Origin of the sequence: Kribbella shirazensis (genome assembly GCF_011761605.1) — a bacterium.
Lineage (GTDB): Bacteria > Actinomycetota > Actinomycetes > Propionibacteriales > Kribbellaceae > Kribbella > Kribbella shirazensis.
Genome location: NZ_JAASRO010000001.1, coordinates 7,784,382 through 7,807,359, shown reverse-complemented (window position 1 = coordinate 7,807,359; position 22,978 = coordinate 7,784,382). Strand labels below are relative to the sequence as shown.

The window sequence follows — 22,978 nt, the reverse complement described above, 5'->3', positions numbered from 1 at the left end:
AAGGGCGGACACCTCCTGTCGCTCGGTACGCGAGCCTCAGCTCGGTGGCCGGGTGGAGACGTGCTGGTGGTCTCCGGGCTCGTAGTGCGCCGCCGTCTCGCCGGACCCGTGGCGGCGGGTGGATTTGGCGAAGGTGAATGCTTCGAGACCGATGACGTACAGGGTCCACAGGGCGAAGGCGAGGGAGATCAAGGCGATCGTGAGCAGTGGTATTGCAATGGCTGCACCCATGGTGAGCCTCCTATCTGGCACCAGCCCCAGTACCCTGGGCCGGTTCCCGCAATCGGTTGCCGCCGGAAGACCGGCGCCGTTTCCTGACCGAGTAGCGGATCTGTCATGATCACCGTCCGTCCGTCACCAGCTTCCGCGTAGAGACCAAAGCCCTGTTGCGGCAGCTGAAGGTCCTACGCCCGCTCTAGTGCAGGCGCACGCGCGGGTCCAGTACGGCGTAGGCGATGTCGACGAGGATGTTCGCGACCACGACCGCGGCCGAGGCGAACAGGACGATGCCGATGATCACCGGCAGGTCCTGCTGGTTGATCGCGGTCACCGCCGTCTGCCCGAGCCCCGGCAGGCTGAACACGGTCTCGATCACGACCACCCCGCCGATGAGCTGCCCGAGATCGATGCCGAACTGCGTGACGACCGGCGTCAGCGCACTCCGCAGACCGTGCCGCACGATCACCCGGCGCTCCCGGATCCCCTTCGATCGCGCGGTCCGGATGTAATCCTCGCCGAGAACGTCCAGCATCGAGCCTCGCGTCAGCCGGGTGTACGTTGCTGCCAGCAACAAGGCCAGCGCGACCCAGGGCAGCAGCAGGTGCTGGAACCACGGACCGATGCCGCCGGTCAGCGGCGAGTAGCCTCCGGCCGGAAACCAGCTGAATCCGGCCAGGGTGAGCCGGAAGTACAGGAAATACAGCAACAGCAACCCGAGCAGAAACGACGGGAACGAGTAGAAGAACAGCGAGAACAACGTCAGCCCGCGGTCCGCGAGCGACCGCGGGTGGGTCGCCGAGATGACCCCGTTGAACACACCCAGCAGCAGCCACAGCACGGCCGCGCCGAGCGCCAGCGAGACCGTGATCGGCAGCGCCTGCCCGATGATGGTCGTCACCGGCACCTGGTGGTAGTAGTCGTACCCGAGGTTCCCCTGGACGGCGTTGCCGAGGAAGTTCAGGTACTGCTTCCACACCGGCAGATCGAGCCCCAGCCGTTGTTTGATCAGCGCGATCGTCTCCGGCGTACCCTGCCGGCCGGCGAGCGTCTGGGCGACGTTGCTCGGCGCGACGAAGAACAGCGCGAACACCGCCACGCTGATCAGCCACATGACGAGGATCCCGTGACCGATCCGGCGAACCAGGAACTTGACCATGATCAGGTCCGATCTGCGCGCGGGTCGAAGGCGTCCCGGACCCCGTCACCGAACAGGTTGAAGGCGAGCGTGGTGATCAGCAGCGCCAGGCCGGGGAAGAGGATGAACCACCACGCGGTCGTGTAGTAGTTCTGCGACTCGCTGATCATCCCGCCCCAGTCGGCCGTCGGCGGCGGCAGTCCGAGGCCGAGGAACGACAACGTCGCCTGCGTCACGATCACTACCGGGATCAGCAACGTGGTGTAGACGATCACCGGCGCGATCACGTTCGGCAGTACGTCGACGAACATGATCCGGGTGTCGCCCGCCCCGAGCGAACGGGCCGCCTCGACGAACTCGCGCTCCCGCAGCGAGAGCACCTGCCCGCGCACGATCCGTGCCACCGACGCCCAGCTGAAGCAGCCGATCACCAGCACCGTCACCGTCAGACTGGGCCCGGTCACGGACACCAGCGCGATCGCGACCAGCAGGAACGGCACGGACAGCACCACGTCGATCAGCCGCGCCAGGACCGTGTCGGTGATCCCCCCGAGGAACCCCGCCGCGAGCCCCAGCACGACGCCGATGACGACCGTGATCGCGGTCGCGATCACGCCGACGAGCAGTGAGACGCGGGCGCCGTACGCGATCCGCACCAGGATGTCCCGGCCGAGGTCGTCGGTCCCGAGCCAGAACGTGCCGTTCGGTCCGCGCGGCAGCCCGTCCGGCGTCAGCCCGATGTCGCGGTACTGCTCGTTCGGCGGATGCCCCGTCACGGCCGCGAACACCGGCGCGAGGATCGCCATCAGCACGATCAGCACGATCACGGCCAGCGAGACCATCGCCACCTTGTCCCGCCGCAACCGCCGCAACGCCAGGACGAACGGACTATGCCCCTCGATCGCCCGCGGCTCGTCGACGACGTCGACCATCTCGATAGACGCGGTCATGAGGCCCTCAGGTCGGGTACGGCGGTGGACAGGTCCTCGCCGACGGTCAACGGGTAGAGGCAGGCGGTGCGGTGGTCGGGCTTGTCGGTCAGGACTGCCTCCAGTGGTGGTTCCTCGGCCGCGCAGTCCAGGCGTGCCTTCGGGCACCGCGTGTGGAACCTGCACCCCTCCGGCGGGTTCGTCGCGGCGGGAATGTCGCCGCCGAGGATGATCTGCTCGCGACTGTCGGCCGTGTCCGGGTCCGCCACCGGCAACGCCGACAGCAACGCGCGCGTGTACGGGTGCCGGGTCTGCCCGAACAGCTCGCCGGTCGGCGCGAGTTCGACGATCTTGCCGAGATACATCACGGCGATCCGGTCGCTCACGTGCCGGATGACGGACAGGTCGTGCGAGATGAACACGTACGTCAGGTCGAACTCCTGCTGCAGATCCGCCAGCAGGTTGATGATCTGCGCCTGGATCGACACGTCCAGCGCCGACACCGGCTCGTCGCAGATCACCAGCTTCGGCCGCAGCGCGAGCGCCCGCGCCACCCCGATCCGTTGCCGCTGGCCACCGGAGAACTCGGCCGGGAACCTGTTGTAGTGCTCGGGGTTCAGCCCGACCAGCTCCATCAGCTCCTGGACCTTCTTCTTCCGCTCGTTGCCGGTGGCAATGTTGTGGATGGCGAACGGGTCGCCGATGATCGACCCGACCCGGCGGCGCGGGTTCAGCGAGCCGTACGGGTCCTGGAAGATCACCTGCACGTCCCGGCGCAACGGCCGCATCTCCTTGCGCGACAGCTTGCTGATCTCCTGCCCCTCGAACCACACCGAGCCCGACGTCACGTCGTACAGATGCGCCATGCACCGCGCCAGCGTCGACTTCCCGCAGCCCGTCTCACCGACCAACCCGAGCGTCTCGCCTTTGTGGACCTCCAGCGAGACCCCGGCGACCGCCTGGACGACCTCCTTGGACTGCGTCGGGAACTCCTTACGCACGTCGTCCACTGTCAGCAGTACGTCGTTCATCTCCAACCCTCCAGCTTTGTCGGTTGGGCCGAGTAGTGTTTTGATCGGTTGCGATAGCCAAGCAACTGGTACTTGCAAGTCGAGCAACACCGCGGCCGGACGGGCCGTGGCAGCGCGAGGAGCCTTTGTGCAGTAAGGCATGGCTGAGAACCGCGAACCCCAACCCGCAAGGGTTGGAATCCACTGCCTTCGGGTAGCGGGAGGACGTCAAGAAGCGACCGCCTCGTTCATGTTGTGAGGCAGCCAGCACGCGGACTGATGTCGGGGGTTTCCTCCGACATCAGTCAGCGGCGGTGCTTCCGAGCACTTGCCGAACACGTGCGGGCAGCGGGCCGCGAACGGGCAGCCCTTCGGCAGGTTGATCAGGCTCGGCGGTGTGCCCGCGATCGGCGTCAACCGGTCCCCGCTCCGCGCCGGCAGGGAGGCGAGCAGGCCCTGCGTGTACGGGTGGTGGTTGCGGTAGAAGATGTCCCGGCGCGGAGCGCGTTCCATCACCGTGCCGGCGTACATCACCACCACCTCGTCGGCCATCTCCGCCACCACCCCCAGGTCGTGGGTGATCAGGATGATCGCCGTACCGAACTGGTCCTGGAGGCGCCGCATCACGTTCAGCACCTGGGCCTGCACGGTCACGTCGAGCGCGGTGGTCGGCTCGTCCGCGATCAGCAGCGCCGGGTCGAGGGCCATCGCCATCGCGATCATCACCCGTTGCCGCATCCCGCCGGAGAACTGGTGCGGGTAGTCGTCGATCCGCTCGGCCGCCCGCGGGATGCCGACGAGCGTGAGCAGTTCGGCGGCCCGTTTCCGCGCCGCCTGCTTGCCGATCGTCAGGTCGTGTGCGCGGATCATCTCCACGATCTGCCAGCCGATCCGGTACTGCGGATGCAGGCTGGACAGGGGGTCCTGGAAGATCATCCCGATCTGCGCGCCCCGCAGCCGGCGCAGCGTCGCGTGGTCCGCGGTGATCAGTTCGGTGCCGTCGAAGTACGCCGTACCGGACACCGTCGCGCCCCGGGTCAGCCCGGTGATGGTCTGGGTGGACACGCTCTTCCCGGAGCCGGACTCGCCCACGACCGCGAGCGTCTGCCCGGCCTCGACGTCGAACGACACGCCCCGGACGGCACGGACGGTACCGTCCGGGGTGTCGAAGGAGACCTGGAGATCCCTTACTTCAAACAGGGCCATGAGGTTCAGCCGCCCTGCTTGTCCTTGGAGAGCCACACGTTCGTCGGGTCGTAGTTCTGCAGCGACGGGACGTAGACCGCGTTGTTCACCTGCTCGGCGCGGTAGTTCGCCTGCTTGTTGCTGGTGAGTGGGTAGAACGCGGCCTGGTCCATCACCCGCGCATCAGCCTTGGCCCACAGCTCGGCGGCCGCGTCGACGGTCGGTGCGGCGATCGCCTGCTTGATCAGGGCGTTGGTCTCCGGGTCGTTGTAGAGCCCGAAGTTGCTGCCCACCGGCGGGAACGACGGCTCACCCGAGAACAGCGGGTTGAAGAACGACAGTGCCGCGTTGCCGTACCAGTCAGCGCCCCAGCCGGCCAGCGAGAGGTCCCAGACGCCGCGTCGCGCGACGCTCGGCACCTGCAGGTACTTCACGTAGAAGTCCGCGTTCGGCGACGGTACGCCGACGACCGTGATCCCGACCTTGGACAGGTCCTGCTGAATCGTCTGGAACGACTTGCTGCTGCCCTCGGCCGCGTTGCGGTACAGGAACTTCAGCGTCAGGTTCGGGTAGCCCGCCTCGGCCAGCAGTTGCTTGGCCTTGTCCGGGTTGTACGGGTACGGATCGATCTGCTTCGAGCCGGTGATGACGTCCGGCAACACGTGGGTCAGCGGCGGGTTCAGTGTCTTGCCGCCGAGCACCTGCAGGATGTGGTCGCGGTTGATCGCGAAGCTGATCGCCTGGCGCACCTTCGGGTTCTGCAGCGCCTTGTTGTTGTTCGGCGAGGCGGTGTTGTAAATGACGTACGGGTTCGAGCTGGAGGTGTCGCCGATGGTCAGCTTCGGGTCCTTCTTCGCCTGCAGCGCGGGCAACTGCGACGGCGGCGGCGCGACGTCCCACTCCATGTCCGCCGACGGCGTACCGGTCTGCAACTGCTGCTGGACCGAGTCCTGGGTGACGGTCTCGTTGACCACGATCTTGTCGACGTATGCCTTCCGGACCGGGTCGGAGGCCGGGTCCCAGGCGGCGTTGCGGGAGTACGAGATCGACTTGGTCGGTACCCACGAGTCGACCTTGTACGGGCCGTCGGACGGGAAGTTGTTACCGAGCTCGGTACTTCCCGGCAGGTACTTGAGCGCCTCGATCGGAGCGGGCGAGAAGGCCGGCAGCGTCAGCATGTCGACGAAGTACGACGCCTGCTGGGTCAGGTGGAAGACGACGGTCGTGTCGTCCTTGGCCACCACGCCCGGCAGCGGTGTCTTGTCGATGTACTGCTGGATGCCGGCCACCGTCTTCGGGGCCTTGGCGAACCCGTCGGCGAACGCCTGGTAGCCGACGATCAGGTGGTAGAAGTCCGGGATCCCGCCGAACGGCTGCACCGGGTTGGCGGTCCGCTTCACGCCGCGGACCACGTCGGCGGCGGTGACCTGACGGGCCGGTGTCGTGCCCCACTTCGCGCCGGGCCGGAGCTTGATCGTGTACGTCTTGCCGTCCGCGCTGATCCCGCCGTTCGCGGCGGTCGGGATCTCGGTGGCGAGGTCGGCGACCGGCGAGGTGTTCTTGCCGTTCGGATCCGCGGGGTAGGTGAACAGCTGCCGGCTCCACATCCGCAGGTTCAGGTAGCCCACCGAGTAGTAGCTGAGGTTCGGATCCATGTAGTCGACGTCGCCCGCCCCGAGCATGTTCAGGGTGCCGCCGGTGACCGGGGTGCCGGATCCGGCACCGCCTCCGGATCCGGACGGCGTCGCGCCGCCGCTGCTGCACGCCGCGAGCACGATGCTCGCCACGGCCGCAAGGGAGAGTGCCGCTAGGGCGTGCCGTGTTCTGGCCATTGGTCCTCCTCCGGGACTCGATAGCGCCGAACGTAGGACTTCCGGGCAGGACCGGAACCGGGGTCACGCAAGCGTCAAGAAGCTGTCACGGGCGGCCCGCGCGGACATGACGGTTTCATGACAGCGGTAACCCTCTGTGTGAGCGACACTTGACCGGTGGCACACAGCCTGTTGCTGGTCGACGACGAGCCCCGGATCCGGCGGGTACTGCGGCTTGCCCTGGAGGACGAGGGGTACCAGGTCGCGGAAGCGGCCAACGGGTACGACGCTCTGGCCGCACTGCGCCGGGAACCACCGGACGTCGTGCTGCTGGACCTGATGCTGCCGGACCGGGACGGGTTCACGATCTGCCGCGAGATCCGGCGAGCGAGCGACGTACCGGTGATCATGGTGACCGCGCGGACCGACAGCCACGACGTGGTCGCCGGGCTGGAGGCGGGTGCGGACGACTACGTGACGAAGCCGCTGGTCGCGAAGGAGCTGTCGGCGCGGATCCGGGCGCTGCTGCGACGGGTCGAGCCGGCCAACGCGCGGCAGCCCGATCTGCTCGAGGTCGGCGACCTGCGCATCGACGTACCGGGGGCCGAGGTGATGCGCGACGGCGAGGTGCTGTCGCTGACCCGGACCGAGTTCAAGCTGCTCGCCGAGCTGGCCGGTGCCGAGGGCAAGGTGCTCAGTCGCGAGCAGCTGCTGTCGAAGGTCTGGGGCTACGGGTACTTCGGGGACAGCCGGATCGTCGACGTCCACATCCGGCGGCTCCGGCTGAAGATCGAGCGCGACCCCGCCAGCCCTACGCATCTCGTCACGGCCCGCGGCCTGGGCTACCGACTGGTGAGCTGACCTTGCTGGGTCGGGTCACCCTGCGGGGGCGCGTGATGCTGGCCTACGGCCTGCTCGCGCTGGGGCTGTCGACCGTACTGGCGATCGTGACGTGGGGCGTGGTTTCCGACTACCTGACCCAGCAGCGCGAGACGTCGGCGGTGACGGTGACCGAGGACAACGCGGCGGCGTTGCGGTACGGGCTGTTCGGTCCGCCGGAACCGTGCCCGCCGGTGCGTGAGCGGGTCGAGTGCCCCAGCCCGACCCTGCAGCCCGGGGCGACGCCGATGCACGTCATGAACAGCCTGCCGTCGACGGACGCGGCGGCGTCGATGCTGTACCTCGAAGGGGATTGGTACGCGTTGACCGGGAAGCCGTCGGATCTTCCGCCGGACCTGATCCAGGCGGCGATCGGCGGCTCCGTGGCGCAGCGGCGGATCGAGGTGGGTGGCCAGCCGGTGCTCGCGGTCGGCGTACCGATCGGGCGTCAGGGGGAGGCGTTCTTCGAGTGGCATCCGCTGAGCGCGTTGGACAACACGCTGCGCTCGTTGAAGATCACGCTGATCGCGGCGGCGATCGCGACCGCACTGGCCGGGCTCGCGGTCGGGAGGCTGGCGAGCACGCTCGCGCTGCGGCCGCTCGCCGAGCTGACCCGGGTCGCGGACGCGGTCGCGCGCGGGAAGCTGGACGCGCGGCTGCACGCCGAGAACGACAAGGACCTCGGCGGGCTGGCGCGGTCGTTCAACCAGACCGCGGCGGACCTGGAGCGGCGGGTGGCGGCGGACGCGCGGTTCGCCGGCGACGTCAGCCATGAGCTCCGGACGCCGTTGATGACGATGCTGAACTCGATGCAGCTGATCCAGAACCACCGCGCCGAACTGCCGGCCGCCGTACGGGAACCGGTCGAACTGCTCGGTGACGACCTGGAGCGGTTCCGGCGGCTGGTGGTCGACCTGCTGGAGATCTCCCGCGACGACGGCGGGGACCGGGGGAGCCGGGAGATCGTCCGGATCGCCGATCTGGTCCGCGCCGCGGCCGATGCGGCCGCAGGGCGCGAGGTGACGGTGGTCGAGCCGGGCGCCGAGGGCCTCACGCTGCAGGCGGACAAACGGCGGCTCGAGCGGGTGATCGCGAACCTGGTCGAGAACGCCGAGGACCACGCCGGCGGCTGCAAGGGCGTCGGCGTGGCGGCCGGTGGGCTCGGCGTGGTGATCACCGTCGACGACGCGGGCCCCGGGATCCCGGTCGAGGACCGCGCCCGGATCTTCGAGCGGTTCGGCCGCGGCGAGACGTCCGGCCGCGGCCGCGGGGTCGGTCTCGGCCTCGCGATCGTCGCGCGCCACGTCCAGTGGCACCACGGCACCATCCACGTCACCGCACCGCCTGACGGCGGCGCCCGGTTCGTCATCGAGCTCCCGGCGAAAATCAGCTGACGGCTCGTGGCCCGCCCCGATATCGTGGGCGCATGGCTACTTGCCTCTGTGTCTAGCTGGCGCACTCGCATCCACGGGTGAAGTGCGTCCACTAGAGTTCACGGAGAGTAACCATTATGATCACCGTTCGCGGTGTCGACCTTCGGGTCGCCGCCCAGCTGCTGCTGGCGGATATTTCGTTCACTGTCGGTGCGGGGGACCGCGTCGGGCTGGTCGGCCGTAACGGCGCGGGCAAGACCACGCTGCTGAAGACCCTGGCCGGTGAGACCCGTCCGGCGTCGGGGCAGATCGCCGTCACCGGTTCGATCGGCTACCTGCCGCAGGACCCGCGTGCGGCGGATCCCGCGATCACCGTCACCGACCGGATCCTGTCCGCGCGCGGCCTCGACACCGCCGTACGGCAGCTCCGCGCGGCCGAGACCGCGATGAGCACCGCCACCGGCGAGGCGCAAGACAAGGCGATGGCGGCGTACGCGCGGGCCGAAGCCGCGTTCCAGGCCGGCGGTGGCTACGCGGCCGAGGCGGAAGCGGCCCGGCTCGCGGCCGGCGTCGGCCTGCCGAACCGCGCGCTCGAGCAGCCGGTCGGCCAGCTGTCCGGCGGTCAGCGCCGTCGTGTGGAGCTGGCCCGGATCCTGTTCGCACAGCACGACACGTTGCTGCTCGACGAGCCGACCAACCACCTCGACGCCGACTCGGTGCTGTGGCTGCGGCAGTTCCTGCTGTCGTACCCCGGCGGCCTGATCGTCATCAGCCACGACCGCGAGTTGCTCAAGGCAACGGTCAACCGGGTCTTCCACCTGGACCCGCAGCGGCTGACGATCGACATCCACAACACCGGCTGGACGAAGTACCTCGAACAGCTGGAGCTGGACGAGCGCCGCCGGAACCGCGAACGCGCGGTCGCCGAACGGAAGGCCGCGGTCCTGCACGCGCAGGCCGCGAAGATGCAGGCGGGCGCCAGTACCGCGGTCGCGGCCCGGAACATGGCCCGTCGCGCGGACAAGCTGCTGTCCGACCTCGAGCCGGTACGCCGGGCCGCCCGGGTCGCGAAGATCCGGCTCCCGGCTCCGGCGCCGTCCGGGCGGACGCCGCTGTCCGCGGTCGGCCTGAAGAAGTCGTACGGCGCCCTCCAGGTGCTGAACGGTGTGGATCTGGCCGTCGACCGCGGCAGCCGGGTCGTGATTCTCGGGCTGAACGGCGCGGGCAAGACCACGCTGCTCCGGCTGCTCGCGGGTCGTGAACAGCCGGACGCCGGACGCGTCGTACCTGGTCACGGTCTGCGGCTCGGGTACTTCGCGCAGGAACACGACACGCTCGACCTGGCCGGCACCGTGCGGCAGAACCTGTCTGCCGTGGCGCCCGCACTGACCGACGGCGAGGTGCGGAACGTGCTCGGGTCGTTCCTGTTCAGCGGCGACGACGTGGACAAGCCGGCCGGCGTACTGTCCGGTGGCGAGAAGACCCGGCTGGCGCTGGCCGGCCTGGTTCACTCGAGCGCGAACGTGCTGCTGCTCGACGAGCCGACCAACAACCTCGACCCGGCCTCCCGGGACGAGGTCCTCGGCGCGGTCGGCAGCTACCCGGGCGCGATCGTCATGGTCACCCACGACGAAGGCGCGATCGAGTCCCTCCGCCCCGACCGGGTCCTCATCCTCCCCGACGCCACCGAGGACCTCTGGTCGGACGACTACCTGGACCTGGTCTCCCTGGCCTGACGGATCAGCTGCCGGGGGAGTTGCCGGTGCCGGGCCGGTGCTCTACCGTGAACATATGAAGAGTTCTGCAGATGTGCAGCTCGACGCCTGCAACGTCCGCTTGGTGGATCCGGAGCGGGTGGCGAGTGTCAATGCCAGGATGCCCGGCGAGGAGGACATCGTCGACACGGCCGACGTGTTCGGGCTGCTCGGGGATCCGCGGCGGCTGAAGTTGCTGGTCGCGCTGCTCGACGGTGAGCTGTGCGTCTGCGATCTCGCCGCGATCACCGGGCTGAGCGAGTCCGCGACGTCGCATGCCCTCCGGCTGCTGCGCGCGCACCGCGTGGTCGCCGTACGACGGGACGGGCGGAACGCCTTCTACCGGCTGGACGACGCGCACGTCCGGATGCTGCTGGACCTCGCGGTCGCGCACACCGAGCACACCGACGCCATCCATCCCGAACGGCATGGCCACCCTGAGCGGTCCGAGTCGTGAGCGCGGGACACGGCCACGGCCACGGGGTGAGTGCGGCCGCGGACCGCAAGCTCCTCGGCGGCGCGCTCGCGCTGATCGTCGGCTTCATGATCGCCGAGGTGATCGTCGGGATCGCGGCCGGCTCGCTCGCCCTGGTCACCGACGCGGCGCACATGCTGACCGACGCGATCGCGATCGCCCTGGCCCTGCTGGCGATCCGGCTCGCCGCCAAACCCCCGGCGGGCGGCTTCACCTACGGCTTCAAACGCGTCGAGATCCTGTCGGCACAGGCCAACGGCATCACCCTGCTGCTGCTCGCGGTGTACTTCGTGTACGAGGCCGTCAACCGGATGATCGACCCGCCCGAGGTCGAGGGCGCACTGGTGCTGATCACCGGCGTGGTCGGCATCTTCGTTAACCTGTTCGCCACCTGGCTGATCAGCAAGGCGAACCGTTCCAGCCTGAACGTCGAGGGCGCGTTCCAGCACATCCTGAACGACCTGTTCGCGTTCATCGCGACCGCCGTCGCCGGCCTTGTCGTCCTGCTGACGGGCTTCGCCCGCGCGGACGCGATCGCCGCGCTCGTGGTCGCCGTACTGATGCTGAAGGCGGGTGTCGGACTGGTCCGTGACTCGGGCCGGATCTTCCTCGAAGCAGCCCCCACCGCCATCGACCCGCAGGCGCTCGGCGCCGAGCTGTGCGCAGTGGACGGCGTGGTCGAGGTCCACGACCTGCACGTCTGGGAGATCACCTCGGGCGAGCCGGCCGCGTCCGCGCACGTCCTGGTCGCGGAGGGCCTCGACTGCCACCAGATCCGGGTCCGCATCGAGGAGGTGCTTGCCGAGCGCCACCATCTGACCCACTCGACGTTGCAGGTCGACCACGCGACCGCCGACCGGCCGACGGAGCATTGCAGCGACTCGCATGGACCGGTGCACACGACCGCCCACCGCGCGGTCACAGGCGCTGGATCAGCACCTGACCCGGCCAGTCCGCCTCATTGACCCGCGGCACGGCGAACTCGGCGTCCCGCGTGAAGCCCTGCTTCTCGTAGTACCGGACCAGCGCCCCGTCACCGCCCGCGAAACAGTCCACGCGCAGCAGCCGGACGCCGGCCTCGCGGGCCAGCGTGCGGGCGTGGTCGAGTAGTACGCCGCCGAGGTTCTGCCCGATGGACGCACGGTCGGTCACGAGCAGCCGCACGTACAGCTCCGGCTCGGGCGCCGGCGGGACGTAGTCGAGGGCGGCTCCGACCGCCAACGCCCCGACCGTCCGATCGGCGACTGTGCCTACCCACAGCCCGTCGTCCGCGGCGAAGGCGGTGATCTGTTCAATGCGGCGCGGGCTCGTCGAGTGTGGCGCCGTACCCCACTGGTCGGTCCGGCCGCGCGCGACCAGCCATTCGGTCGCCCCGTCGAGGAGCGCGAGCACCGCCGGTACGTCGTCGGGCCCCGCCCGGCGGATCGTCATCTGCACATTTCCCAGAATATGTTGGCGCTGGATGTCGAAAGCCCGTCCGCAGTCTCTACCCAGGGGTGTAGAGAGGAGCTCACGATGAGCAAGAAGACCGGAAAGCTGGACAAGACCTTCACCGCGCCGCTGCTGAAGAGCGACGCCAAGGGTGGCTGGACCTACCTGCAGATGCCGGGATCGGCGGAGTACTTCGGGACGCGCGGGCTGGTCAAGGTGCGCGGCACGATGGACGGCCACCCGTTCGAGAGCTCGTTCATGGCTCTCGGTGACGGAACGCACAAACTGCCCGTGAAGGGCGAGCTGCGGACGCTGCTCGACAAGGAGCCCGGGGACGAGATCACCGTGCATCTGGAGGAACGTCTCAGCTGAGAGCGACTTCTATTTGATCTGAGATCACGGTCACAGCCGGTCATGTTCTGAGTAAGGACTGTGTGAAGAATCAGTGCTGACCGGCTCCACGGGTGGGGATCCTCCGCGGCCGGACCGTAAGTTCGGATCGGGTGGTCCGACGAAGTCAGGAGTGATCGAAGTGCAACGGGGCTCATGGGGTGTGCCGTCGGCATGCCCACAACTGTCAGCGGAGCCGGTCTCGCCGTGATCACGCTGAACAAGATTCTCGGCGGCGCCGGCATGGTGCTGCTGGTGGCCGGCGTGCTGCTCGGCTTCCGGACGGTCTCGGCGAGCGGGACCGAGTGCGGTTCGGCGTTTCGGCCGGCCGCGGGGATCACTCCGATGGCGTGCGACAACGCGCTGAACGGCGCCAGCACGCTGACCATCGTCGTGCTCATCGCCGGCGTGCTCTGCCTGATCGGCGCCGTCGCGATCAAGCTCGTCCGCGACCGCACCCACGAGCAGGTCACCGCCTGAATCCAGGTGCGGAGTCGCACCGGATGCGTCAGGGTGCCGGGGTGACGATCGAACCGTTCCGGCTGGACGTGCCGGAGAGTGAGCTGGACGATCTGCGCCGGCGGCTGGAGCTGGTGCGCTGGCCCTCCGAGATGCCAGGTGCCGGCTGGTCTCGCGGCGTACCGGTGCCGTACCTGCGGGAGTTGGTCGGCTACTGGCGGGACGGGTACGACTGGCGGGCCGCCGAAGCACGGTTGAACGAGTGGCAGCAGTACACGACGGTCGTCGACGGAGCTCTTGTCCACTTCGCCCACCTCCCGTCGTCGTCACCGGACGCGATCCCGCTCGTGCTGACGCATGGCTGGCCGGGGTCGATCGTGGAGTTTACGGACGTCGTCGCGTTGCTGAGCGACTTCCATCTGGTGCTGCCGACGATCCCGGGTTTCACGCTCTCCGGTCCGACCCGTGAGGCCGGGTGGGAGTTCAAGCGCGTGGCCCGCGCGTGGACCGAGCTGATGGCGCGGCTCGGGTACCACCGGTACGGCGTACAGGGCGGGGACTGGGGCGCGGCGATCTCCCGTGAGGTCGGGCGCATCGATCCGGAGCACGTGATCGGCGTACACCTGAACCTCATCCCCGGCGCGGGCGCCACGTCCGAACCGACGCTTGCGGAACTGGAGCCGCTGGATGCCGCGGAGCGCGAACGGACGTGGGCGTCGTGGCGACGGCAGCAGGAGTTCGCGGCGGAGCAGCAGGGGTACGCCGATCTGCAGTCGACGCGACCGCAGACGCTCGCGTACGCGCTGACGGATTCACCTGTCGGGCAGTTGGCGTGGATCGCGGAGAAGTTCGCGACCTGGACGGACCCGGCGTCGACGATCGACCGCGACCTGCTGCTCACGAACGTGATGCTGTACTGGCTGACGCGGACCGGCGGGTCGTCCGGCGCGATCTACTACGAGCGCGCGCACGCGCCGTACTGGGGTCAACCACCTGAGCCGTCGCGGACCCCGACCGCCTTGCTCGACCTCGCGTGGGAGAACTTCGTCCCGCTACGGCACAAGGCCGAGCGCACCGACAACATCGTCCGCTGGTCGAGCCACCCCCACGGCGGCCACTTCGCAGCCCTCGAACAGCCGGAAGTCCTGGCCGCGGACATCCGCGAGTTCTTCCGAACTATCGTTACCGCATGAGTTTTACCGGGTTCCCGGCTGCGGCGCTGGATTTCTACGACGACCTCGAGATGGACAACACCAAGACCTTCTGGACGGCGCACAAGCACGTCTACGAGGAGTCGGTGCGGGCACCGATGGCCGCGCTCCTCGCGGAGCTCGAGGAGGAGTTCGGTACGGCGAAGTTGTTCCGCCCGTACCGTGACGTGCGCTTCGCCAAGGACAAGACGCCGTACAAGACCCATCAGGGCGCGTTCATCGACGTCGCGCCCGCGACCGGATGGTACGTACAGGTGTCCGCGCCCGGCGTCCGCGTCGCCGCCGGCTTCTACGAGGCGTCGTCCGAACGCCTGGCCCGCGTCCGCACCGCCATCGACGACGACCGCCGCGGCCAACAACTCGAGAAAGTCCTCGCCAAGCTGGTGAAGGCCGGCTGGACGATCGGCGGCGACAAACTCAAAACCAGCCCCCGCGGCTACGACCCCGACCACCCCCGCATCGACCTCCTCCGCCACAAGTCCCTGACGGTCAGCAAGAACTACGGCTTCGACCCCTTCATCCACACCCCCGAACTCACCACCCGAATCCGCACCGACTGGCAAGCCACCAAACCCCTCATCACCTGGCTGACCGACAACACCTGAACCGGACCGTCCAACCCACGCACGCTCCGCAGGAGCTACCTTCGTCGCTGCGCTCCTCAGCGCACCTGCTCCGCGCGCTCCCACCCGCCCCCGGCTTAGCGCCGGATTTTCCAGCTGCCGGCTGCCGCCGGCGGGTTGCGGGCTGACGCCCGCGCTCCGCTCGCTCCGCTCGCGAGCGACCGCCATGTGATGACGCCCGCAGGTACTGATTAGGGACACCCGTACGACTGGCGCGCCCTCGAGCGGTGTCGCCGCACCCTGGGATCAGGCCTCGAAGTCCTTGCGGATGCTGGTGAGGATGTCGCGGGTCTTGCCGGGCTGCGGTGCTGCGACGCACAGCGATTCCATTGCGGCCGTGTACTGGTCGAGCTCGTCGAGTTTGTCGAGGTACAGCGCGCTCGTCAGGTGCTCGATGTAGACCGTGTCCGGCAGGTCCGACTCCGGGAACCGGAGGATGCTGAACGAGCCGCCGGCCGCCGCGTGACCACCGATCGCCAGTGGCACCACCTGCAGGGTGACGTTCGGCATGTGGGTCGCCTCGATCAGGTGGTCCAGCTGGTCGATGATGACCTTGCCGCCACCGATCGGACGGCGGAGCGCAGCCTCGTCGATGACCGCCCAGACGCGCACCGGATCCGGGCGCGTCAGCACTTCCTGCCGGTTGACCCGCAGGCTGATGCGGCGCTCGACCTCTTCGGCCGGGATCATCCCGCGACCGAGCTGGACCACCGCGCGGATGTAGTCGCGCGTCTGCAGCAGGCCCGGGACGAACTGCAGCTCGTAGATACGGATCAGCTGCGCGGACGCCTCGAGGTCGAGATAGGAGTGGAACCAGCTCGGCAGCACGTCGCCGAAGCGGTGCCACCAGCCCGGGTCGTTCGCCTGCCGCGAGAGGGCCAGCAGCCGCTCGCGCTCCTCGTCGTCGTCCAGGCCGTACAGCTTGAGGAGATCGGCGACGTCGCGCTCCTTGAGGCCGACGCGCCCCAGCTCCATCCGGCTGATCTTGGACTCCGACGAACGGATCTCCCACCCCGCGTCCGAACGGCTGATGCCCGCCGCCACCCGCATCCGGCGAAGGTGCCCTCCGAGAATGATGCGCAGCGTTGTCGGCCCGCTTTGCGCGCCCGACTCGGTCACACCCACCTCCCAGGGGCCCCAGCGATCGTCATCGGCAACCTCACCCGCGAGAGCACATCATCGCACGCTGCGTCGCCGATCTGCCGAAGTTCTTACAAAAGAGTCTCGGATCCGCATCGACGATCACGGAGCGTAAGACTAGCTGGCGGCGACATTCATCTCTTTGTCAGTACATATTACGGGCCGCAGCCGGCCCCGGACACCGTTCGCCGGCCCTTCTGCCCGTCTGATCCAGGCGTGAACGGGGTCGAAGTGGTCTCGAAATGAAAAACGTGCGGATGCACGTGCATCGGGCGCTTGCATTCGCCGCGTGCCGACGCCATGATTGATTCATGCACAGAAGGTGAGCCAGATCTCGCGAAACGTGACATCGCGTGATCCGGCAGGCCGGTCCTACAGAGCGCCGACGGCCCCCCGTTGGCTTGACTGGTTGGGGAACCCGAGTCGATGAACGACTACGACAGTGAGGTTGTGGAGCAGACCGCCGACGTTGTGGGTGGCCGTGCGCCCGAGGAGCTGACGGAGCGGGAGATCCAGGATCTGGTCGCGCGTTGCCCCGAGCAGCAGCGCTGGGCCTTCGAGGGCTGGCTGCGCGGCGTCCGTCAACTCGACGGCGACCCGATCGTGAGCTTGGCCCCATGACCACCGACAGAGCAACAGGAGGACGGAAGATGGTGCGGATCTGGCTGGGCGACCACCTGATCGCCGAGTACGTCGCCGAGCCGGATCGCGCGTCGCGGTACCAGCGGGTGATGACGCCGAAGTTCACCGGATTGCGAATCACCGTTGACAATGCGGCGACCGGCAAGGCCTCGGAGCTCCCTAGCGAGCAACTCTGGCCGCTCACCGTCCAATAGTCCTCACCCGCCCCTCAGGCACGCCAGGGCCGACTCTCGCCGGAGAGTCGGCCCTGGCGGTTTTGTACGTCGACCCGCCGGCGCTGATCGTCTGCGCGGACCGGTCCCGCGTGGCCGTCGTGCCGCTGGTCCCGAGGCACAAGAAAGGGCCCCTTCGTCACTCGCCTGGCGAAGGGGCCCTTGCTTCTGGTGTCGCTTGTGAACTGCTAGGTAGTGCTCAGACGAGGTAGTTGAACTCGCCATCCTGAACGCCGCCGAGGAATGCCTCGATCTCGGCCTTCGTGAACACCAACGCCGGTCCGCCGGCGAAGCGCGAGTTGCGCACCGCGACGCCGCCGTCCGGCAGTTTCGCTACCTCGACACAGTTGCCCTGTGGGCCGCTGCGCTGGCTCTTGCGCCAGCTCAGCTCAGTATTCGAGTCACCAGGCATGCCGTTGTAGATCTCTGTCATCGGCTGCACCTTCCATACGTACTTGGCATATGCACGTGCATCTGGCCTTGCATCTGCATCGTACACACTTTTGGGTCCCGTGTCCGCACCCTTACCTCCTGTGATCGCGAGCCCGTCAAACGAGCGTTCGATGCTCGGATCCGGTCGCCGTCGGTGACGGATTTCCGGGGAATCGGCATGCATAAGATCCGGCCGGCTGGGTACGAGACCCAGTGCAGGCATGACCGTGGTTCAGCGAAGTGCCACGCCGTGACGAGACAGTCGCGAGGTCATACCAATGGTCACGAGCATCATGGAGCGGGCTTCGGCCCGGAGCGGCGCCCCGACCGATCGGGCCGCCCGTGAAGCAGCCACCCGGGAGCTGATGGAACGCCGGGCGGCGAGCACCGACGAAGTCGAGCGGCAGGAACTACTCGAACAGGTCGTCGAACTCAATCTGGAGATGGCCAAAGGTATCGCGCGCCGCTTTCGCGGCCGGGGCGCCGAGGCCGACGACCTGGAGCAGGTGGCGTATCTGGGGCTGGTGAAAGCGGCCCATCACTATCGGCTGGAAGCGGACACACCGTTCATCGGGTTTGCGATTCCCACGATCCGCGGCGAGGTCAAGCGGTACTTCCGCGACTGCGCCTGGACCGTACGGATTCCACGCCGGCTGCAGGAGATGCAAGGAACGATCGCGAACAAGCTGCCCGAACTGGAGCAGCAACTCAACCGGGAACCGACTCCGGCCGAACTCGCGGAACATCTCGACGTCGAGGTGACCGAGGTCGAGCAGGCACTGGCGGCGAAAGGCTGCTTCAACGTGCTGTCGCTCGACCGTCCGGCGGAGGCGGACGCCGAGCTGACGCTGGCGGACGTGGTCGCGGATGACGATGACGCGAGCATCGATCAGCTGGAGACGGTCGAGATGCTGGAGCCGGTGCTCGCCGACCTGGGCGAGCGGGACCGCCGGATCCTGCAACTGCGGTTCGTCGAAGGCTGGACCCAGTCGGAGATCGGCAACGACATCGGCGTCAGCCAGATGCAGGTCTCCCGGGTACTTCGCCGGATCCTCGACGATCTCCGCGAGAAACTGACGCCGATGCAGCCGGCGGCCTGATCCGCCGCTGCCGGCGTGCCTTGGTCGTAGTGGAGGCGCCAGGTGCCGCCGGTCCGCCGCCAGACAGAACTGCGACGGACCGGCGCACCGCCTGCACACCCTCGTCCACTCAAAGCCTGTCCGATCCACCGCGCCCTGCGGCGAGAAGACTCGCTCGGTGGGGCATCTCACTCAGGGTGCTGGGTACCTGCACAATGGGGGAGGACGAGGGGATGAGTTGTTGCTGTTGGCGTTGCGGATGTTCAAGACCGTGCCTGCGGACGCGGTCTCGGTGGTGCGCGCGTATCCGCCGATGGTGGTGTGTTTCGCCGCCGCGCTGACCGGTACGGCGGTGGTGTTCGACATCTTCTACCTGGTTGCCAGCCCAGGCCTCACGCTCGCGCTCGTCTATACGGTGCCGGTGCTGGCCGGGTTGATCGCCGGTCTGGTCGCAGCGGCCGACGACGTCGGGCTGGAGCGGCGGGTCCTGCTCCGCACCGTGGGGCTGGCCGTTGCCCTCGGCATCACAAACGCGATCGTGGTCGCGATGATCGCCGCGATGATCCGGACCGACCCGTCGAACTGGTCGGCCGGCGGTCAGTCGGTGCTGTTCGCGGCCTGCTCGGTGTTCGCGGTCGCCGTCTCGATCGTTGCCTGCCGCAAACTGATCGATGCGCTCGGCATCGAGTTGCGCACCCAGCTCCCGCACCGCCGCCCATCCCACCCGCTCGCCGCTCCCGCCGTCCGCCCCCGGCCGGCCACACCCCGGGTGAGCAAAGAATCCGCCGCCCGCGCCGAGCCCCCGCCACCACCTCCGCCGGCACCCGCCGCCGAAGAAGAAACCATCCCGCTCTTCGTCCCCCCACCCCCCAAGATCGTCGACCTGGACGAGGCCCGCCCCGTCACCCCGACCGGCATCCCCACCCCCACCTCCCGCCCGCGCCGCCCAGCCCGCCGCCCCAACAAACCAGGCCGCCGCCCCGGCACCTGAACAGGCCCGGCGTACCTCCTGTCGGTCGGCACCACCCGCTTCAGCAGGTTTGATCCGCGGGAAGTTGTCCGTCGAGAAGGTAGGCAATCACCGTTCGGTCGGCGCAGTCGTTGCCGTACTCGCCGAAGATTCCGTGCTTGCGGGCGTTCCGGACCGTGATCAGGCGTGCCGCGGTCAGGTGCTGCCGGAGAGCGGCCGCGTTGGGGTAGATCGTGCGGGGATCTCCGTCGGCGGCAACGATCAGTGCCGGCTCCGCGTTGGCCACCTGCGTCGGCGGCTCCTGAGGGCGCACCGGCCAGTATGCGCACGGTGAGATCATCCGCGTCAGCGACGCGAAGTGCGGTTCAGTACGTCGATGCGCCTGGATGTCCCGCCAGTACACCTGCCGATCGCGAGGCACCGCACGATCCCCGCACACGATCGCGATCTGGCCGCTGGTCAGCTGTGACGACGCAGGCGTCAGCAACGCGTCGAGGAGGCCGCCCAGCTCCGGCCCCGGTTCCACCGATCCGTACGTCGCGGCGAGCAGCGTCCTCACGAATCCGGCGTACGTCGCCCGCGCCGCATCCCGGTCGTCGGCCAACGGGACCATCAGGACCACCGGTACCGTCCCGTCGTCGAGCCGGTGCTTCCCGATCCGCAGCCCCCGGCTCGCCGCGACCCGCAGTACCCGGTCCACCGATGCCATCACCTGTGCGGACGTGCGCCCCAGGTGGTACGTCGAGTCGCGGGCGGCTGCCCACGCGGCCCAGCCCCGCAGCGCCGCCTCGTTCGCCGGGCCGGCCGTGCGCAACAGGCGCGCACCGTACTGCTCCGGGTCGAGCGGACCGTCGAGGACGACCCGATCGGTCCGGCCCGGGAACATCTGCAGGTAGACCGACCCGAGGTAGGTGCCGTACGAGTACCCGAGGTACGAGATCTTTCGCTCGCCCAGCGCGATCCGGACCTGGTCGATGTCTCGCGCCGTGTTCCGCGTGTTCACGAACGGCAGATACCGCCCCGCGTTCGCCGCGCACCGCGCCGCGATGTCCGCCACCTGCAGCTCCACCCGCTCGAACGTCGATCGGTCGGCCCCGCCGGCCCACGGCCATCCGGAGAACGGGAGCTTGCAGTCGATCGGCGTACTGCGTCCTACGAACCGTGGGTCCAGTCCGATCAGGTCGTACCGCGTGCCCGCTTCCCGCATCGCCGGCCGCAACCGCAACGGCATGCTCAGCCCGGGTCCGCCCGGCCCGCCGTCGTTCAGCACCATCGCGCCGATCCGGTCGCCCGTCGCCTTGAGGCGCGACAGGGCCAGCGTGATCTTCGGCCCGTCGGGCTGCCCGTAGTCGAGGGGCACCTGCAGTTCGCCGCACTCGGCGCCGGCCTGATCGAGCGCCGCGCCCTCGGCGTCGGCCGGGTCGAGCCGACATTGATGCCATTCGATCGGTGGCCGCTCGGCCGGCACAGTCACTGGCGCGCCCAGCAGCGCCAGCACCAGAAGTAGTTTCATCGGTCCTCCTCGGAGTCCCTGCTGACGCTAGGGATCCCAGCGCGCGAGCACAGTGCGCTGAAGGCCCGCCACAGGGTCGCGCACGCGCTACCTGGAGCTGCGAGACTGGGTGGGATGTGGGATGTGATTGTGGTCGGTGCCGGGCCGGCGGGGGCTTCGGCGGCGTTGGGGGTGTTGGCGGCGGATCCGGGTTTGTCGGTGCTGCTGCTGGATCGGCACGAGTTCCCGCGGGACAAGGCATGTGGGGACGGCATCGCGCCGCACGTTCTCGATCTGCTCGCCGGTGTCGGTGTCACCGGGATCCTCGACGACTGGACGCCGGTACGGCGCTTCGTGCTCAACCGTGGTGAGGTCGGTGTGGACCGGCAGATGTCCCGGCCGACGTGGGTGGTTCCGCGGACCGTCTTCGACCATCGGCTCGTCGAGGCGGCGCAGGCCGCGGGCGCGCAGTTCATCCGCCGCCGGGTCCGCAGCCTCGCGATCCGGCCCGGGTCGATCGCGGTGGACGATCTGGACGCGCGCTTCGTCGTCGGCGCGGACGGCGCGCATTCCGTCGTACGGCGGGAGCTCGGCACGAAACCCGGTCCGGTCGCGCTCGCGATCCGCGGCTACGCGCCGACCCCGCCCGCGCGGGCGGCGAGTCAGGTGATCGCGTACGGCCCTGGCCGGCAACCGTCGTACGCCTGGTCCTTCGACCGCGGCGACGGCTGGTCGAACGTCGGGTACGGCGAACTGCTCGCCGGGACCCGCCCCACGCGAGACTTCCTGCTGAAGAACCTCGAAGTACTGCTCCCAGGCGCGACCGACGGCGGCGAGTCGTGGTGGGGCCACCACCTGCCGCTCGCCGGCTGGTCGTGGCGCCCGGCGCGCGGCCCGGTGCTGCTCGCCGGGGACGCGGCCGGGCTGATCAATCCGATGACCGGCGAAGGCATCTACTACGCGGTCGCGACCGGTCTCCTCGCCGGCCGCGCGATCGCCGACGCCCTCCGAGCGGGTTCCTCGGACGCCGGTACGCCGTACCGTCGCCGCACGTCCCGCCTGCTGTCGAGGCACCTTCGCGACACCGCACTCGTCGCCCAGCTCAGCCGCTCCGAACGGATCCTCGACGCCGGCATCCGCGCGGCCGCCGCCGACCAGCGCGTCTTCGACGACCTCGTCGAACTAGGCCTCGCCGACGGCACCCTGACTCGCCGCCTGCTCCGCACCATCCTGACCTGACGAGTTCTTCACCGCGTAGTCCAGCGCATCGGTCACCCGCTCGACCGGCCAGTGCAGCGCAGCTGCGAGCTCGTTCGCGTCGAGCCGCCGATCCGCCTGCCAGAGGACCGCGAGCACTGCTAGGCAATCCTGGAACCCGGCGCCGCCGGACATGTCCTCACTGAGCCGGTGGAAGAAGTCCGCCATGTGCATGAGCCGCTCGCCCGCAGGTGTGTCACGGCCGACCAGCTCGACCCCCTCGGCCGCGAGGTCCGCCCAGCTGTCGTTGGTCCGCGCGCTTACCTCCCACGCCTTCAGCCAGACGTCGTCGGCGATCACGTAGTGCTGGAGGCGGCGGATCGGGTCGGGCTCGCGGTGCACCATGCCGACCCGCTCGAGGTACCCGATCGCCTTGGAGATCGAGGCCGGGCTGACCCGCAGCTCCTGCACGAGGTCGGCCGCGGTGAGGGTGCGGGAGTCCGAGGTGTAGAGCAGTGCGAGGACCCGCGACGCCATCCGCGGCAGGCCGCCCTCGACCATCATCGCCGCGAACCGCTCGACGTACTCCCGCTGCGCATCGAGCGCCCGGACACCGTCCGCGGGCGAGACCGGTCGCCGGCGCCGCGCGCGGGACGCGGTCGCGTAGTGCGCGTGATCGGCCCGGTAGCCGGACGCGCCGCCGTTCCGCGCGACTTCCCGGGTGATCGTCGATGTCGGGCGTTGCAGTTGCCGCGCGATCTCGGCGTACCCGAGACCGGCCTCCAGCCCGGCCGCGATGTCGAGCCGGTCCTGGTGACTCAGCCTGCCTCCGGGCATCGACGACCTCCGCGCGTTTACTGTCAGCTCATTGCAACGAGTTGCGTTCTCTCGCATCCTCATTGCACAGAATGCCATGTTTTAAGGCAATTA

25 protein-coding genes are annotated in these 22,978 nt (G+C 68.8%); 14 read left to right on the top strand and 11 right to left on the bottom strand.

What is annotated here, in order from left to right; all coding sequences use genetic code 11:
• Window positions 1-36 precede the first annotated feature (36 nt).
• From BJY22_RS37180 to BJY22_RS37155, 6 genes are all read right to left on the bottom strand, one after another.
• Entirely contained in the window at window positions 37-231 is a 195-nt protein-coding gene (locus BJY22_RS37180; protein ID WP_167216453.1) for a hypothetical protein, read from the bottom strand.
• Window positions 232-415: 184 nt separating this feature from the next.
• Window positions 416-1,375 (bottom strand): ABC transporter permease, encoded by a 960-nt coding sequence (locus BJY22_RS37175; protein ID WP_167216451.1) that lies wholly within the window; start codon window positions 1,373-1,375, stop codon window positions 416-418.
• A gap of 2 nt (window positions 1,376-1,377) precedes the next feature.
• Window positions 1,378-2,304 (bottom strand): ABC transporter permease, encoded by a 927-nt coding sequence (locus BJY22_RS37170; protein WP_167216449.1) that lies wholly within the window; start codon window positions 2,302-2,304, stop codon window positions 1,378-1,380.
• Entirely contained in the window at window positions 2,301-3,314 is a 1,014-nt protein-coding gene (locus BJY22_RS37165) for an ABC transporter ATP-binding protein (RefSeq protein ID WP_202891437.1), read from the bottom strand. The genes BJY22_RS37170 and BJY22_RS37165 overlap by 4 nt, the downstream gene beginning before the upstream one ends.
• A gap of 207 nt (window positions 3,315-3,521) precedes the next feature.
• Window positions 3,522-4,499, bottom strand: a complete 978-nt coding sequence (locus tag BJY22_RS37160; RefSeq protein ID WP_167216445.1) for an ABC transporter ATP-binding protein — start codon at window positions 4,497-4,499, stop codon at window positions 3,522-3,524.
• Window positions 4,500-4,504: 5 nt separating this feature from the next.
• Entirely contained in the window at window positions 4,505-6,310 is a 1,806-nt protein-coding gene (locus BJY22_RS37155) for an ABC transporter substrate-binding protein (protein ID WP_167216443.1), read from the bottom strand.
• A gap of 156 nt (window positions 6,311-6,466) precedes the next feature.
• Here BJY22_RS37155 and BJY22_RS37150 point away from each other — a divergent pair, with 156 nt between their 5' ends.
• From BJY22_RS37150 to BJY22_RS37130, 5 genes are all read left to right on the top strand, one after another.
• Window positions 6,467-7,150: a response regulator gene (locus tag BJY22_RS37150; protein WP_167216441.1), complete on the top strand. Its 684-nt coding sequence runs from the start codon at window positions 6,467-6,469 to the stop codon at window positions 7,148-7,150.
• Window positions 7,151-7,185: 35 nt separating this feature from the next.
• Entirely contained in the window at window positions 7,186-8,562 is a 1,377-nt protein-coding gene (locus BJY22_RS37145) for a HAMP domain-containing sensor histidine kinase (RefSeq protein ID WP_238351565.1), read from the top strand.
• A 116-nt stretch (window positions 8,563-8,678) separates the two neighbouring features.
• The gene (locus tag BJY22_RS37140) at window positions 8,679-10,277 is read left to right on the top strand and encodes an ABC-F family ATP-binding cassette domain-containing protein (RefSeq protein ID WP_167216438.1); all 1,599 of its coding nucleotides are present in this window, start codon (window positions 8,679-8,681) and stop codon (window positions 10,275-10,277) included.
• Between the two features lie 55 nt (window positions 10,278-10,332).
• Complete coding sequence (locus BJY22_RS37135) at window positions 10,333-10,752, top strand: ArsR/SmtB family transcription factor (RefSeq protein WP_167216436.1); 420 nt, start codon at window positions 10,333-10,335, stop codon at window positions 10,750-10,752.
• Window positions 10,749-11,735 carry a cation diffusion facilitator family transporter gene (locus BJY22_RS37130; RefSeq protein ID WP_167216435.1) on the top strand — a complete coding sequence of 329 codons (987 nt, stop codon included), beginning with the start codon at window positions 10,749-10,751 and terminating at the stop codon, window positions 11,733-11,735. The genes BJY22_RS37135 and BJY22_RS37130 overlap by 4 nt, the downstream gene beginning before the upstream one ends.
• On the opposite strand, the gene BJY22_RS37125 is transcribed toward BJY22_RS37130, so the two are convergent.
• Complete coding sequence (locus BJY22_RS37125; protein ID WP_167219151.1) at window positions 11,689-12,201, bottom strand: GNAT family N-acetyltransferase; 513 nt, start codon at window positions 12,199-12,201, stop codon at window positions 11,689-11,691. The two genes, BJY22_RS37130 and BJY22_RS37125, sit on opposite strands and share 47 nt — an antisense overlap.
• Before the next feature lie 84 nt (window positions 12,202-12,285).
• On the opposite strand from BJY22_RS37125, the gene BJY22_RS37120 reads away from it, so the two are divergent.
• The 4 genes from BJY22_RS37120 to BJY22_RS37105 all read left to right on the top strand — a co-directional run bounded on the left by BJY22_RS37120 (window position 12,286) and on the right by BJY22_RS37105 (window position 14,866).
• A complete protein-coding gene (locus BJY22_RS37120) occupies window positions 12,286-12,573 on the top strand; it encodes a DUF1905 domain-containing protein (protein ID WP_167216433.1) in 288 nt (95 codons plus the stop codon).
• A gap of 192 nt (window positions 12,574-12,765) precedes the next feature.
• Window positions 12,766-13,071 (top strand): hypothetical protein, encoded by a 306-nt coding sequence (locus BJY22_RS37115; RefSeq protein ID WP_167216431.1) that lies wholly within the window; start codon window positions 12,766-12,768, stop codon window positions 13,069-13,071.
• A 41-nt stretch (window positions 13,072-13,112) separates the two neighbouring features.
• The gene (locus tag BJY22_RS37110) at window positions 13,113-14,243 is read left to right on the top strand and encodes an epoxide hydrolase family protein (RefSeq protein ID WP_337759761.1); all 1,131 of its coding nucleotides are present in this window, start codon (window positions 13,113-13,115) and stop codon (window positions 14,241-14,243) included.
• Window positions 14,240-14,866: a DUF2461 domain-containing protein gene (locus BJY22_RS37105; RefSeq protein WP_167216427.1), complete on the top strand. Its 627-nt coding sequence runs from the start codon at window positions 14,240-14,242 to the stop codon at window positions 14,864-14,866. Before BJY22_RS37110 ends, BJY22_RS37105 begins: the two co-directional genes overlap by 4 nt.
• Before the next feature lie 264 nt (window positions 14,867-15,130).
• Here BJY22_RS37105 and BJY22_RS37100 read toward each other — a convergent pair whose 3' ends face one another.
• Window positions 15,131-16,003, bottom strand: a complete 873-nt coding sequence (locus BJY22_RS37100; RefSeq protein WP_167216425.1) for a Scr1 family TA system antitoxin-like transcriptional regulator — start codon at window positions 16,001-16,003, stop codon at window positions 15,131-15,133.
• Between the two features lie 447 nt (window positions 16,004-16,450).
• Between BJY22_RS37100 and BJY22_RS37095 the strand changes: the two genes are divergently transcribed.
• Both BJY22_RS37095 and BJY22_RS37090 read left to right on the top strand, forming a co-directional pair.
• Window positions 16,451-16,645 carry a hypothetical protein gene (locus tag BJY22_RS37095; RefSeq protein ID WP_167216423.1) on the top strand — a complete coding sequence of 65 codons (195 nt, stop codon included), beginning with the start codon at window positions 16,451-16,453 and terminating at the stop codon, window positions 16,643-16,645.
• On the top strand, window positions 16,642-16,860 hold the full coding sequence (locus BJY22_RS37090; RefSeq protein WP_238151293.1) for a hypothetical protein: 219 nt from the start codon (window positions 16,642-16,644) through the stop codon (window positions 16,858-16,860). Before BJY22_RS37095 ends, BJY22_RS37090 begins: the two co-directional genes overlap by 4 nt.
• A 217-nt stretch (window positions 16,861-17,077) precedes the next feature.
• Here the strand turns inward: BJY22_RS37090 and BJY22_RS37085 are convergent, their stop codons facing one another.
• A complete protein-coding gene (locus tag BJY22_RS37085) occupies window positions 17,078-17,311 on the bottom strand; it encodes a DUF397 domain-containing protein (protein ID WP_167216421.1) in 234 nt (77 codons plus the stop codon).
• A 277-nt stretch (window positions 17,312-17,588) separates the two neighbouring features.
• Here BJY22_RS37085 and BJY22_RS37080 point away from each other — a divergent pair, with 277 nt between their 5' ends.
• Window positions 17,589-18,410, top strand: a complete 822-nt coding sequence (locus tag BJY22_RS37080) for a SigB/SigF/SigG family RNA polymerase sigma factor (RefSeq protein ID WP_238350565.1) — start codon at window positions 17,589-17,591, stop codon at window positions 18,408-18,410.
• A 220-nt stretch (window positions 18,411-18,630) separates the two neighbouring features.
• Entirely contained in the window at window positions 18,631-19,380 is a 750-nt protein-coding gene (locus BJY22_RS37075; protein ID WP_167216419.1) for a hypothetical protein, read from the top strand.
• A gap of 40 nt (window positions 19,381-19,420) precedes the next feature.
• Here the strand turns inward: BJY22_RS37075 and BJY22_RS37070 are convergent, their stop codons facing one another.
• The gene (locus BJY22_RS37070) at window positions 19,421-20,872 is read right to left on the bottom strand and encodes an alpha/beta hydrolase (protein WP_167216417.1); all 1,452 of its coding nucleotides are present in this window, start codon (window positions 20,870-20,872) and stop codon (window positions 19,421-19,423) included.
• A gap of 114 nt (window positions 20,873-20,986) precedes the next feature.
• On the opposite strand from BJY22_RS37070, the gene BJY22_RS37065 reads away from it, so the two are divergent.
• A complete protein-coding gene (locus BJY22_RS37065; RefSeq protein ID WP_167216415.1) occupies window positions 20,987-22,090 on the top strand; it encodes an NAD(P)/FAD-dependent oxidoreductase in 1,104 nt (367 codons plus the stop codon).
• Here the strand turns inward: BJY22_RS37065 and BJY22_RS37060 are convergent.
• Window positions 22,034-22,885 (bottom strand): GbsR/MarR family transcriptional regulator, encoded by an 852-nt coding sequence (locus tag BJY22_RS37060; RefSeq protein ID WP_167216413.1) that lies wholly within the window; start codon window positions 22,883-22,885, stop codon window positions 22,034-22,036. The two genes, BJY22_RS37065 and BJY22_RS37060, sit on opposite strands and share 57 nt — an antisense overlap.
• Window positions 22,886-22,978: the final 93 nt, after the last annotated feature.